The organism is Enterobacter cloacae complex sp. IR5441 (assembly GCF_049238215.1).
In the GTDB taxonomy this organism is placed as follows: Bacteria; Pseudomonadota; Gammaproteobacteria; order Enterobacterales; family Enterobacteriaceae; genus Enterobacter; species Enterobacter hormaechei_C.
This window is the reverse complement of record NZ_JBMKIA010000009.1, coordinates 131609-145339: the sequence shown is the minus strand read 5'-3', so window position 1 is coordinate 145339 and position 13731 is coordinate 131609. Positions and strand designations below refer to the sequence as shown.

Annotated in this window: 12 protein-coding genes; 7 read left to right on the top strand and 5 right to left on the bottom strand. The window is 54.5% G+C overall.

What is annotated here, in order from left to right; translation table 11 throughout:
• Positions 1-62: 62 nt before the first annotated feature.
• Positions 63-914, bottom strand: a complete 852-nt coding sequence (gene tsf / locus ACOTX5_RS12510) for a translation elongation factor Ts (RefSeq protein WP_234101234.1) — start codon at positions 912-914, stop codon at positions 63-65.
• Between the two features lie 117 nt (positions 915-1031).
• A complete protein-coding gene (gene rpsB / locus ACOTX5_RS12505; RefSeq protein WP_003856207.1) occupies positions 1032-1757 on the bottom strand; it encodes a 30S ribosomal protein S2 in 726 nt (241 codons plus the stop codon).
• Positions 1758-2078: 321 nt separating this feature from the next.
• On the opposite strand from rpsB, the gene map reads away from it, so the two are divergent.
• From map to ACOTX5_RS12485, 4 genes are all read left to right on the top strand, one after another.
• Entirely contained in the window at positions 2079-2873 is a 795-nt protein-coding gene (gene map / locus ACOTX5_RS12500) for a type I methionyl aminopeptidase (protein ID WP_015572721.1), read from the top strand.
• Positions 2874-2935: 62 nt separating this feature from the next.
• Entirely contained in the window at positions 2936-5611 is a 2676-nt protein-coding gene (gene glnD, locus ACOTX5_RS12495) for a bifunctional uridylyltransferase/uridylyl-removing protein GlnD (RefSeq protein ID WP_003856210.1), read from the top strand.
• A gap of 32 nt (positions 5612-5643) precedes the next feature.
• A complete protein-coding gene (gene dapD / locus ACOTX5_RS12490) occupies positions 5644-6468 on the top strand; it encodes a 2,3,4,5-tetrahydropyridine-2,6-dicarboxylate N-succinyltransferase (protein ID WP_003856214.1) in 825 nt (274 codons plus the stop codon).
• A gap of 111 nt (positions 6469-6579) precedes the next feature.
• Complete coding sequence (locus tag ACOTX5_RS12485; protein WP_015572719.1) at positions 6580-6969, top strand: DUF3461 family protein; 390 nt, start codon at positions 6580-6582, stop codon at positions 6967-6969.
• Between the two features lie 89 nt (positions 6970-7058).
• On the opposite strand, the gene ACOTX5_RS12480 is transcribed toward ACOTX5_RS12485, so the two are convergent.
• From ACOTX5_RS12480 to dgt, 3 genes are all read right to left on the bottom strand, one after another.
• Entirely contained in the window at positions 7059-8216 is a 1158-nt protein-coding gene (locus ACOTX5_RS12480; protein WP_017694484.1) for a CdaR family transcriptional regulator, read from the bottom strand.
• Positions 8217-8362: 146 nt separating this feature from the next.
• Positions 8363-9796 carry a serine endoprotease DegP gene (degP, locus tag ACOTX5_RS12475; protein WP_023303104.1) on the bottom strand — a complete coding sequence of 478 codons (1434 nt, stop codon included), beginning with the start codon at positions 9794-9796 and terminating at the stop codon, positions 8363-8365.
• A gap of 132 nt (positions 9797-9928) precedes the next feature.
• Complete coding sequence (gene dgt / locus ACOTX5_RS12470) at positions 9929-11443, bottom strand: dGTPase (RefSeq protein ID WP_015572717.1); 1515 nt, start codon at positions 11441-11443, stop codon at positions 9929-9931.
• Positions 11444-11525: 82 nt separating this feature from the next.
• Here dgt and mtnN point away from each other — a divergent pair, with 82 nt between their 5' ends.
• From mtnN to ACOTX5_RS12455, 3 genes are read left to right on the top strand one after another with little or no spacing between them, the layout of a single operon-like run.
• Positions 11526-12224 (top strand): 5'-methylthioadenosine/S-adenosylhomocysteine nucleosidase, encoded by a 699-nt coding sequence (gene mtnN / locus ACOTX5_RS12465; protein WP_003856223.1) that lies wholly within the window; start codon positions 11526-11528, stop codon positions 12222-12224.
• Entirely contained in the window at positions 12217-13026 is an 810-nt protein-coding gene (gene btuF, locus ACOTX5_RS12460; RefSeq protein ID WP_045911035.1) for a vitamin B12 ABC transporter substrate-binding protein BtuF, read from the top strand. Before mtnN ends, btuF begins: the two co-directional genes overlap by 8 nt.
• Before the next feature lie 23 nt (positions 13027-13049).
• Positions 13050-13673, top strand: a complete 624-nt coding sequence (locus tag ACOTX5_RS12455; RefSeq protein WP_003856227.1) for a TRIC cation channel family protein — start codon at positions 13050-13052, stop codon at positions 13671-13673.
• The last annotated feature ends 58 nt before the right edge of the window (positions 13674-13731 follow it).

Below are 13731 nucleotides of genomic sequence, written 5' to 3'. Positions count from 1 at the left end.
TGTCTGATTTCGTGAGACGGGTGACAAAAAGAAGCCGCCCTCAGGCGGCTCCTTTTCAATCATTAAGACTGCTTGGACATTGCAGCAACTTCTGCTGCGAAGTCAGTCTCAACTTTCTCGATGCCTTCGCCCACTTCGAAGCGGATGAAGCCAGTTACATCAGCGTTGTGCTCTTTCAGCAGCTGAGCAACAGACTTGCTTGGATCCATTACGAAAGGCTGGCCAGTCAGAGAAACTTCGCCGGTGAATTTCTTCATGCGGCCTTCAACCATTTTCTCTGCGATTTCTTTTGGCTTACCAGACTGCATCGCGATGTCCAGCTGAACCTGGTACTCTTTCTCTACCACTTCAGCAGACACGTCTTCTGGCTTAACGAATTCTGGTTTGCTTGCAGCGATGTGCATTGCCAGCTGTTTAACCAGCTCTTCGTCAGCGCCTTTAGCCGCAACCAGAACACCGATACGCGCGCCGTGCTGGTAAGAGCCCAGAACATCGCCTTCCAGGGAAGAAACGCGACGGATGTTGATGTTCTCACCGATTTTAGCAACCAGCGCTACACGCTCTTCTTCGAACTGTGCTTTCAGAACTTCAACGTCAGTGATTTTGCCTGCAACCGCTGCGTCCAGAACTTTGTTAGCAAATGCCTGGAAACCAGCATCTTTAGCAACGAAGTCAGTCTGGCAGTTAACTTCCAGGATGATGCCGTAGTTGCCGTCGATTTTGGTGATGATCACGCCGTCAGCAGCAACGTTGCCTGCTTTCTTAGCTGCTTTGATCGCACCGGATTTACGCATGTTTTCGATTGCCAGCTCGATGTCGCCGTTCGCTTCGGTCAGCGCTTTTTTGCAATCCATCATGCCTGCGCTAGTACGCTCACGCAGCTCTTTTACCAGGGATGCGGTAATTTCAGCCATTCTTAAATCCTCGGGAGATGTGAACTGCCCGGCCGGGAGCCAAACAGTATAAATTGAAAAAAGGGGCCGATAATGGGCCCCTATTCATACACGGTACTAATAAGGGGTAAAACCTTATTATTCAGCTTCTACGAAGCTTTCTTCCGCCTGAGAAGCCAGATCCTGGGAACGGCCTTCACGAACGGTAGCAGCTACAGCGCTCAGGTACAGGCTAACAGCACGGATTGCGTCGTCGTTACCCGGGATAACGAAGTCAACACCGTCCGGATCGGAGTTGGTATCAACGATAGCGAATACCGGGATACCCAGGTTGTTAGCTTCTTTGATTGCGATGTGCTCGTGGTCTGCATCGATTACGAACAGCGCGTCTGGCAGGCCGCCCATATCTTTGATACCGCCCAGGCTGTTTTCCAGCTTGTCCAGTTCACGAGTACGCATCAGCGCTTCTTTCTTAGTCAGCTTATCGAAAGTACCGTCCTGAGACTGGGTTTCCAGATCTTTCAGGCGCTTGATGGACTGACGAACAGTTTTCCAGTTGGTCAGCATGCCGCCCAACCAGCGATGGTTCACGAAGAACTGGTCGCAGCTGTTAGCAGCATCTTTCACAGCTTCGCTTGCAGCGCGCTTAGTACCAACGAACAGAATCTTACCTTTACGGGAAGAGATCTTGTTCAGCTCAGCCAGGGCTTCGTTGAACATTGGTACAGTCTTCTCAAGGTTGATGATGTGAACTTTGTTACGTGCGCCGAAGATGAAAGGCTTCATTTTCGGGTTCCAGTAACGGGTCTGGTGACCGAAGTGAACACCAGCCTTGAGCATGTCGCGCATGGAAACAGTTGCCATGTTTAAAACCTCTATATTGAAAGTTGGGGTTATGCCTCCACGTATCCCATATTACCGACCCCGAAGGGCACCCCGGAATATGTGCCGATACGTGTGTGTTGTTACACAAAGTGAGATTTGTCGCTCCCGTCCAGCCTGTGTATCTGAGATGGATCGGAAGTCCGGCGCGCTTTATATCACAAAACACGGCCAGAAACCAATAATTGTTGGCGGAGTGTGCTGTTAATGATTCTCAATTTGGCACGGGGTGCGCCTGACTGATACCATTGACAACACTTACACTAGTATTGTCGAAAAAATCGACACCGATGGACAGATTACATGGCTATCTCTATTAAGACACCTGAAGAAATTGAAAAGATGCGCGTCGCCGGTCGTCTGGCCGCGGACGTGCTGGAAATGATCGAGCCGTTTGTGAAACCGGGCGTCAGCACTGGCGAACTGGATCGCATCTGTAACGACTATATCGTCAACGAGCAGCACGCGGTCTCCGCCTGCCTTGGCTATCACGGTTTCCCGAAATCCGTCTGCATCTCTATTAATGAAGTGGTTTGCCACGGCATTCCGGATGACGAGAAGCTGCTGAAAGATGGCGACATCGTCAACATCGACGTGACCGTGATTAAAGACGAGTACCACGGCGACACTTCTAAGATGTTCATCGTTGGCAAGCCAACGATTCTGGGCGAGCGTCTGTGCAAAGTGACGCAAGAGAGCCTCTACCTGGCGCTGAAAATGGTGAAGCCGGGCATCCGCCTGCGCACCATCGGCGCCGCAATCCAGAAATTTGTGGAAGCGGAAGGTTTCTCCGTGGTGCGCGAATATTGCGGTCACGGTATTGGTCGTGTGTTCCATGAAGAACCGCAGGTTCTGCACTACGATGCTGACGACGGTGGCGTAGTACTGCAAAAGGGCATGACCTTCACTATCGAACCAATGGTCAACGCGGGTGATTACCGCATCCGTACCATGAAAGATGGCTGGACGGTAAAAACCAAAGACAGAAGCTTGTCTGCTCAGTACGAGCATACTATTGTGGTTACAGACAACGGCTGCGAAATTATGACGTTGCGCAAGGATGACACCATCCCGGCGATACTGACGAACATTGAGTGATAAGAAGCCGGCGAATGCCGGCTTTTTTAATGGCGATAGCTTTTTCTTATGGGTGGCGCACGATGAGTAATCTCTTACCCGAACAGTATGCTAACACAGCACTTCCCACCCTCCCCGACCAGCCTGATAACCCGGGCGTCTGGCCACCGCATGAGCTGACCTGCGCGCATATCAAAGCCCACATGGAGGTTTTCCATCGCTGGCTGGGTAGCGCATTTGACGCAGGCGTTTCGGCCGAACAGCTCATTGAAGCGCGCACCGAATTTATCGACCAGCTCCTGCAACGTCTGTGGATCGACTACGGTTTCGGACAGGTGAGCGACGTCGCGCTGGTTGCGGTCGGCGGCTATGGCCGGGGTGAACTGCATCCACTCTCTGATATCGACCTGCTGATCTTAAGCCGTAAAAAACTGCCGGACGATCGGGCGCAGAAAATCGGTGAACTGTTGACCCTGCTCTGGGACGTAAAGCTGGAAGTGGGCCACAGCGTACGCACGCTGGAAGAGTGTCTGCTGGAAGGGTTATCTGACCTGACCGTCGCCACCAACCTGATTGAAACCCGCCTGCTGATTGGCGACGTTGCGCTGTTCCTCGAACTGCAAAAGCACATCTTTAGCGACGGCTTCTGGCCTTCGGAAAAATTCTTCGCCGCGAAAGTCGAAGAACAAAACCAGCGCCACCAGCGCTATCACGGTACCAGCTATAATCTCGAACCGGATATTAAAAGCAGCCCCGGTGGCCTGCGCGATATCCACACGCTGCAATGGGTCGCCCGTCGACATTTTGGAGCAACATCGCTGGACGAAATGGTCGGTTTTGGTTTTCTGACCGAAGCCGAACGTAACGAACTCAATGAATGTCTGCATCTGCTGTGGCGCATCCGTTTTGCCCTGCACCTGGAAGTCACCCGCTACGATAACCGCCTGCTGTTTGACCGACAGCTCAGCGTGGCGCAGCGCCTGAATTACCAGGGCGAGGGCAACGAGCCGGTCGAGCAAATGATGAAGGATTTCTTCCGCGTCACCCGCCGCGTCTCTGAGCTAAACCAGATGCTGTTACAGCTGTTCGATGAGGCGATCCTCGCGCTGACGGCAGACGAAAAACCGCGTCCGATTGATGACGAATTTCAGCTGCGCGGCACGCTTATCGATCTGCGCGACGAAACGCTGTTCATCCGCGAACCGGAAGCGATCCTGCGAATGTTCTACACCATGGTGCGCAACAGCACGATCACCGGGATCTACTCCACCACCCTGCGTCATCTGCGCCATGCACGACGCCATCTGAAGCAGCCGCTGTGTTACATCCCGGAGGCGCGCTCGCTGTTCCTGAGCATGCTTCGTCATCCGGGCGCCGTCAGCCGCGGTCTGCTGCCGATGCATCGTCACAGCGTATTGTGGGCCTATATGCCCCAGTGGTCGCATATTGTCGGGCAGATGCAGTTCGACCTGTTTCACGCCTATACGGTAGATGAGCACACGATCCGCGTCATGCTGAAGCTGGAAAGCTTCGCTAAAGAAGAGACGCGATCCCGCCATCCGCTGTGCGTTGATCTGTGGCCACGTCTGGCGCACCCGGAGCTGATCCTGATCGCCGCCCTGTTCCATGATATCGCCAAAGGTCGCGGCGGCGACCACTCCGTGCTCGGTGCCCAGGACGTGCTGAAATTTGCCGAGCTGCACGGCCTGAACTCGCGTGAAACGCAGCTTATCGCCTGGCTGGTTCGCCATCATCTGCTGATGTCAGTTACCGCTCAGCGTCGTGATATTCAGGATCCGGAAGTGATCAAGCAGTTCGCCGAGGAAGTGCAAACGGAGAACCGCCTGCGCTACCTGGTCTGCCTGACGGTAGCCGATATCTGCGCCACCAACGAAACCCTGTGGAACAGCTGGAAGCAGAGCCTGCTGCGCGAACTCTACTTCGCCACCGAAAAACAGCTGCGTCGCGGGATGCAGAACACCCCCGACATGCGTGAGCGTGTGCGCCACCATCAGTTGCAGGCGCTGGCTCTGCTGCGCATGGATAACATCAACGAAGAGGCGCTGCATCAGATTTGGGCGCGCTGTCGCGCCAACTACTTTGTGCGCCACAGCCCAAACCAGCTTGCCTGGCACGCCCGGCATCTGCTGAAGCACGACCTGACAAAACCGATGATTCTGCTCAGCCCGCAGGCCACGCGCGGCGGGACGGAAATTTTCATCTGGAGCCCGGACCGGCCTTATTTGTTTGCAGCGGTCTGTGCCGAGCTGGACAGGCGTAACCTGAGCGTGCACGACGCGCAGATTTTTACCACCCGCGACGGCATGGCGATGGACACCTTTATTGTGCTGGAGCCGGACGGCAGCCCGCTGTCGTCGGACAGGCATGAGGGGATACGCTTTGGCCTCGAGCAGGCGATTACGCAGCGCAGCTGGCAACCTCCGCAGCCGCGTCGTCAGGCGGCAAAACTGCGCCACTTTACCGTCGATACCGAGGTCAATTTCCTGCCGACCCATACCGACCGTAAATCGTTCCTTGAGCTGATTGCGCTCGACCAGCCAGGGCTGCTCGCCCGCGTCGGTCAGGTTTTTGCCGATCTGGGAATTTCGCTTCACGGCGCCCGAATTACAACCATTGGCGAACGAGTAGAAGATTTATTTATAATCGCGACGGCCGACCGGCGTGCCCTTAATAATGACCTGCAACTTGAAGTGCAACAACGGTTGACAGCAGCCCTCAATCCAAACGATAAAGGGTGACGTGTTTTTTAGTGAAATGGAAAGAGTAAACAATGCAGCAGTTACAGAACGTTATTGAGTCCGCTTTTGAGCGTCGCGCCGACATCACTCCGGCAAATGTGGATACCGTGACCCGTGAAGCGGTAAACCAGGTTATTTCCCTGCTGGATTCCGGCGCGCTGCGCGTGGCAGAAAAAATCGACGGTCAGTGGGTTACTCATCAATGGCTGAAGAAAGCTGTGCTGCTCTCTTTCCGCATCAACGATAACCAGGTTATCGACGGAGCAGAAAGCCGCTACTTCGATAAAGTGCCAATGAAATTTGCGGATTACGACGAAGCGCGCTTCCAGAAAGAGGGCTTCCGCGTAGTACCACCGGCGGCCGTTCGTCAGGGTGCCTTCATCGCACGCAACACCGTGCTGATGCCATCCTACGTGAACATCGGCGCCTACGTTGACGAAGGCACCATGGTGGACACCTGGGCTACCGTCGGCTCCTGCGCGCAGATCGGTAAAAACGTTCACCTGTCCGGCGGTGTGGGCATCGGTGGCGTTCTTGAGCCACTTCAGGCTAACCCAACCATCATCGAAGACAACTGCTTCATCGGCGCACGTTCCGAAGTGGTTGAAGGCGTGATCGTCGAAGAAGGTTCTGTGATCTCCATGGGCGTTTATATTGGCCAGAGCACCCGTATTTACGATCGCGAAACCGGTGAAATTCACTACGGCCGCGTTCCAGCTGGTTCCGTTGTGGTTTCCGGCAACCTGCCGTCTAAAGATGGCAAATACAGCCTGTATTGCGCGGTCATCGTGAAAAAAGTGGACGCGAAAACGCGCGGTAAAGTGGGCATCAATGAACTGCTGCGCACCATCGATTAATCGGGTATAACAAAAAGCGGGGGCAACCCCGCTTTTTTTATATCCGAAGGTGGCGAAAATAGATTTTTTCGTTAATTATTCATAGGTTATGTTGAGATCAAGGGTACCGCTATGTACGATAATCTGAAAAGTCTGGGCATTACCAATCCTGATGAAATTGATCGTTATAGTCTCCGCCAGGAAGCCAATAACGATATTTTGAAAATCTATTTTCACAAGGACAAAGGAGAGTTCTTCGCCAAAAGCGTGAAGTTTAAATACCCTCGCCAGCGTAAGACCGTTGTCGCTGATGGTATCGGTCAGGGATATAAAGAAGTACAGGAAATCAGCCCTAACCTGCGCTACGTGATCGACGAACTCGATCAAATCTGCCAGCGCGATCGCAGCGAAGTCGATCTGAAACGTAAGATCCTTGACGACCTGCGTCACCTGGAAAGCGTAGTCACCAATAAGATCAGCGAGATTGAAGCGGATCTTGAGAAATTGACGCGTAACAAATGAGCCGTTTTATTGCCCGGTGGCGCTTCGCTTACCGGGCCTACGAACGCATGTAGGCCGGGTAAGGCGAAGCCGCCACCCGGCAAACAGCATCATCTCTGTTCATCCAGCTGCAACGCCACATACAGCAGTAGCCGGTCGTCAAAATTCCCTAAATCCAGCCCCGTCAGTTCCGAGATCCGGTTAAGCCGATACTCCAGCGTATTACGGTGAATAAACAGCGCTTTTGACGTTGCCAGCGGCTGCACGTTATGCCGGAACCACGCCTGCAACGTGCGGCGCAGCAGCCCGTTGTTGTCCATTGCTTTCAGACGCACCAGCGGACGCGCCAGCTCGTTGGCCTGCCAGCCGCCGCGCAGGCTGTCGAGCAGGACCGGCAGCATCAGATCCTGATAGAAATAACTGCGGCTGTCCGGCATGCGCTGTTTCCCTACCATCATGGTGGTGCGCGCCGTTCGCCATGAACGGGCAATACTTCCCGGCCCGGTAAAGTAATTTCCCAGCGCGACGCGAAAACGGAGCTGTCCGTTCTCCTTCATACGCTCGATGAGCAGCTCAACGCGGCGACGATGATCTTCCGCGTCCCAGCGACCAAACTGATTAAGCGCAGGCTTGAGCACCACCATTTCCGTCAAAGAGACAATCGCCACCAGGTTGTTACGCTCCGGCGTCGCCAGCATGTTTTGCAGCTGCTGTAGCTCCACCATGGCGCTGTCCACACCAAGCTGGCCGCTATCCACCTCAATAACGGCGACCACGCGCGGCTGATTCAGGTCGATACCCAGACGCTGCGCCCATTCGCTCAGGGCAGGCGTGTGCTCCTCAGCCTGAATCAAATTCATCACCAGCTCTTCACGCAGGCGGCTGTCCTGGGCGAGCAGGTGCATCAGACGCGACTGCTCCAGCATCATCTCCGCCGTCATGCAGACCAGCTCACCGTATTTACGCAGCGATTCAGGGTCGCCGGTCAGACCGATAACGCCAACAATCTCTCCTTCCAGACGCAGCGGCAGGTTGATCCCCTGACGGACCCCGTGCAGATGTTTCGCCACGGCGTCATCGATGTCGACCACGCGCCCCTGAGAGAGCACCAGCAACGCCCCTTCGTGCAATTCCCCAATACGCTCACGATCGCCGCTGCCGATAATGCGCCCGCGGGCATCCATTACGTTGATATTGGTATCAATGATGCGCATGGTTCGCGCCACGATATCCTGCGCCATTTTGGTATCAAGATGCCAGCCAGCCATATAACCCTCCCGTGAGCAGAGCTCAAGCATAGGGAAGTTCAGCTAAGGCTGCATTGTGCAGATGCCCAAAGGCAGAGAGAGATGTATGGAGTTGTGGGAAAGGTCACAGAAAAGAGAAAGCCCCTGCGAACAGGGGCTTAAGAAGATTACTGCATCAGGAGATAAATAGAGGTATCACCACGCTGAATATTCAGTGCCAGCACAGAAGGCTTGCTGTCGAGAATTTTGCGCAGTTCAGCGATGTTTTTCACCGGCTGCTGGTTAGCGCCCATGATCACATCACCTTTTTTCAGGCCGATACGGGCAGCAGGTGAGTTCGCTTTCACGTTGTTCACCACCACGCCTTTATCTGCCCCTTTGTTGCTCATCTCGGCACCTTCAATACCGCTGAAGATGGTACTGGAATCGACCTGATTCTGACTGCTTTGTTGCAGTTCCAGGCTCACGTTAACCGGCTTACCTTCACGCAGCAGGCCGAGGGTCACTTTACTGCCGATTGGCATAGAACCCACTTCCGCACGCAGGGCGGCAAAGCTGCTGATCGGCTTACCGTTCAGAGAGGTGATCACGTCACCCGCTTTAATGCCGGCTTTCGCCGCCGAAGAGTTCGGCATGACCTGGCTTACGAATGCGCCGCGCTGAGCGTCCACTTTCATCGCTTTCGCCAGCTCGGAGTTCAGTTCGGTACCCATGATCCCCAGCTCACCGCGTTTCACCTGTCCATATTGCACCATCTGCGCAGTCAGGTTTTTCACCATGTTGCTCGGGATAGCAAAGCCGATACCGATGTTGCCACCGTCCGGTGCCAGGATAGCGGTGTTGATACCGATCAGCTCACCGTTCAGGTTAACCAGCGCACCGCCGGAGTTACCGCGGTTAATGGCCGCATCCGTCTGAATGAAGTTTTCATAGTTTTCCGCATTCAGGCCGCTACGTCCCAGCGCAGAGACGATACCCGAGGTCACGGTTTCGCCCAGACCAAATGGGTTACCGATGGCGACGGTGTAGTCACCCACGCGCAGCGCGTCAGAGTCGGCAAGCTTAATCGCCGTCAGGTTCTTCGGATCCTGGATTTGAATCAGCGCGATATCGGAGCGCGGGTCTTTACCAACCACTTTGGCATCGAATTTACGGCCATCGCTCATCTGCACCTTAATGGTGTTAGCATTATCTACCACGTGGTTATTGGTCACCACGTAGCCTTTCGCTGCATCAATAATCACGCCCGAGCCGAGTGCCATGAATTTCTGCTGCTGGCCGCCGCCCATGCCGTCATCCCCTGCACCGCCGCCCTGACAGAACGGGGAGCTTTGGAATGGCGAACCGTCCTGGCAGAATGGCGAATTGTCGCCGAAGAACTGCTGGAAATTACGCGGCATACGCGGCGTATTGACGGTTGTGCTGCCCTCAACGTTAATACTCACCACCGATGGCATCACTTTTTCGAGCATCGGGGCCAGGCTTGGCATCTGCTGCGCAGTCGCTGCCGAGGAAGCTGTCTCGGCCGCCATCGCCAGAGGGGACAGCGCTAAACCTAAACTCAGAGCCAGTGCACTCATTGCTAATGTGGTTTTTTTCATGTTTCTCAATCTCGATTTACCAGATAACGCAAAATTGCTGTGTAACTCAGATTCGTTTTATACCGCTTAGTTCCGGGATTAAGTTTATGGAAAAAGTAAAAATTTATTGGTCGTCTTTACAAAACTCATGGCTTATTCAACGGCCATAAGCTTGCGGTATTCATCCCAGGCATACAAATCTGTCATCCCGCTGATATAGTCCTGGATAAGACGACAGCGATAATAATATTCCATGACTGGCCATTGGGAAGAATGGCGATCTATTTTACTGACGGCTTCAATGTATGCCAGCCGGTGGCGGGTTGAAAGCTTCTGATAGAGACGAGATTCAATCGGCAGGCGGCGAACACGTTCATTATTTGCCAGCTCGCTAAACTCATCGACCGTCAGCTGAAGCAGCGGGCCATAAATCTCCAGCAACCCGCTGATAACCCGGTATCCTTGCAGCTCCAGCTGCTCGACATCCGGGTGGCTGAAAACATGGCGAACAGCCACGTTTTTATATAATTCAAGAAGCTGACTAAAACTGCTCTCATCTTCCAGCAGGGCGTGATTAAATTCCCCGCTAAATATCATCGGCAAATTATCAATGAAACGGGCGGCCGCATACGGCACCAGTTTATTCAGCGTGTTCACCCGCAAATACATAAAGAACTGATCTTCGGTACTGCGGCTCAGCGAATTTGAACGCGATTTATCCCAGGCATTCTCGACGACCTGCGCAAACAGAGAACCTTTTTCATGCTCTCCCCAGGCATCATGAAGATGCTGATACAGCTCCTCGACGCTGAATATTCTTTTTTCCACCGCGTCTTCCAGATCGGCCACGCAATAAGAAATGTCATCAGCCGCTTCCATAATCCATGTCAATGGAAAACGGCCATTAGGGGTCAGAGACAGTTCTTTACGCAACCGCGCGATGTATGCTTCTTCCGATAAGTAATAGCCCGGTTTTTTCATCAGGTAGCTATGCGTGGCGGGCGTTTCTCCGGTCCACCATGCGGGACGCGTGTATTTAAGAATACAGCCCACCTGGGCCCAGGTCAGATTCATCCGCATCAGGGAGTGCACCAGACGGATCCCCTGCGCGTTACCTTCGAAATGACACAGATCCTGGCGCACCTTACGGCGCAGATCGTTCAGGCTATCTTCGCCTTCACGCAGGCATAAATCGCGTACCACACAGCGGTCATCGCTGAGCGGCTGGCTTATGGCGTCAGAGGGAAAAAGCCGCTGTTTAAACCAGTCATTGATGGCGGCCTCGCCGAAATGACCAAAGGGAGGATTGCCGATATCGTGCATCAGGCAGGCCATCTCAACGATGCTTTCGAACGGCCCGGTCAGTTCATCCAGTCCGTAGGTTTCCAGCAGACGTTGCTCTTTAAGGCGACTGAGGATCTCTTTCGCAATGTAGCGCCCCACCTGCTGCACTTCCATGGAGTGCGTTAACCGCGTACGCACCGCGGCGTTACGCTCCAGCGGGAACACCTGGGTTTTTTGCTGTAACCGACGGATGGCGGGCGAGTTGATGATGCGTCCGCGATCGCTTTCGAAAATGCGCAGGATCTCATGTTCGCTCTTATCGCCCTGTGGCGAACGGAAACGTCGGTGCCAGTTAATTTTGGTGCGAAAATCGATTGGTGCCATGTGCTCCCCCGCGTGAGAATGCGTTTCCCCTTAACCGCATGATAGACTATGCATCTTAACAAGGCACATCGCGAGTAAATCTATGAAAATCGGCATTATTGGTGCAATGGAAGAAGAAGTTACGCTGCTGCGTGACAAAATTGAGAACCGTCAGACCCTCTCCCTCGGTGGCTGTGAGATCTACACCGGCCAGTTGAACGGTGTTGACGTGGCTCTGCTGAAATCAGGCATCGGTAAAGTTGCAGCGGCACTGGGCGCGACCCTGCTGCTTGAGCGCTGCAAGCCTGACGTTATCATTAATACGGGTTCTGCGGGCGGTCTGGCGCCGACGCTGAAAGTGGGCGATATCGTGGTTTCCGACGAAGCGCGTTATCACGATGCAGATGTCACCGCATTCGGCTACGAATATGGTCAGCTTCCGGGCTGCCCGGCCGGGTTTAAAGCGGATGATAAGCTGATTGCCGCCGCTGAAAGCTGCATTAACGAGCTGAACCTCAATGCGGTGCGTGGCCTGATCGTCAGCGGCGATGCCTTTATCAACGGCTCTGTCGGTCTGGCGAAAATCCGTCATAACTTCCCGCAGGCTGTGGCCGTTGAGATGGAAGCCACGGCCATCGCGCACGTATGCCATAACTTCAGCGTGCCGTTCGTGGTCGTTCGCGCGATCTCTGACGTGGCGGACCAGCAGTCCCACATCAGCTTCGACGAATTCCTGGCCGTAGCGGCCAAACAGTCCACCGTGATGGTGGAAACCCTGGTGCAGAAACTGGCGCGTGGGTAAGGTGTCATTCAGGGCGCTGGTCGCCCTGCTTCTGCTCGCTCCGGCCTGGCTCATCGCCGCGCCGCGGGTGATCACTCTCTCCCCTGCCAATACGGAACTGGCGTTTGCCGCCGGGATCACGCCCGTTGCGGTGAGCAGCTTTTCCGATTATCCACCGCAGGCCGCCCATATCGAACAGGTTGCCACCTGGCAGGGAATGAACCTGGAACGCATCGTGGCGCTGAAGCCCGATCTGGTCCTCGCCTGGCGCGGCGGTAATGCCGAACGGCAGGTAAACCAGCTCTCTTCGCTGGGAATAACGGTGAAATGGGTGGACGCGGTGAGCATCGAACAGGTGGCGCAAACCCTCCGTGACCTCGCGCCCTTCAGCCCTACCCCCCAACGCGCCGGGCAGGCTGCACAGCAGATGCTCAACGACTATGCCGCGCTAAAAGCCCGATACGGCACGCAACCGAAACAACGCGTTTTTCTGCAATTTGGCAGTCAGCCGCTGTTCACTACCGGGAGAGGTTCGATCCAGAACCAGGTGCTTGAAACCTGTGGAGGTGAAAATATCTTTGCCGAAAGCCGGGTTCCCTGGCCCCAGGTCAGTCGTGAGCAGGTTCTGGCACGACAACCGCAGGCCATTGTGGTGGTCGGAAATGCGAGCGAGATTCCTAAAATAGAACAATTCTGGCATCGGCAGCTTAAAATTCCGGTCATCGCACTCAACAGCGACTGGTTTGAACGCGCCAGCCCGCGTATTATCCTCGCCGCAAAACAACTCTGCGCCGAACTGGCAGAGAGTCACTCAAACAGATAAATACCCCCTTCGAGGATTTAACGATGCTCGTGTATTGGCTGGATATTCTTGGCACAGCCGTTTTTGCTATCTCCGGCGTTTTGCTTGCCGGAAAACTACGCATGGATCCTTTTGGCGTACTGGTACTCGGCGTTGTTACGGCGGTGGGAGGCGGAACGATCCGCGATATGGCGCTGGCAAATGGCCCGGTATTTTGGGTAAAAGATCCCACGGATCTGGTGGTGGCGATGGTCACCTGCCTGTTAACCATCGTGCTGGTTCGTCAGCCTCGCAGACTGCCAAAATGGATATTGCCGGTGCTGGATGCCGTCGGTCTGGCGGTCTTTGTGGGAATAGGCGTGAATAAAGCCTTTATTGCCGGGACTGGCCCGCTGGTGGCGATCTGCATGGGCGTGTTAACCGGCGTGGGCGGAGGGATTATTCGCGACATACTGGCGCGAGAAGTCCCGATGATCCTGCGAACAGAAATCTACGCGACGGCCTGTATCATCGGGGGGATTGTTCACGCCACGGCGTATTACACCTTTGCTGTCCCGCTGGAGAATGCGGCGATGCTGGGGATGGTGGTCACGCTGGTGATCCGTTTAGCGGCGATACGCTGGCACCTGAAGCTGCCGACGTTTGCGCTGGATGAAAATTCAAGATAGGCGTCGTTTATAAGCCCGGTAGCGCTTCGCTTACCGGGCCTACAATCTGCGTTCAGGC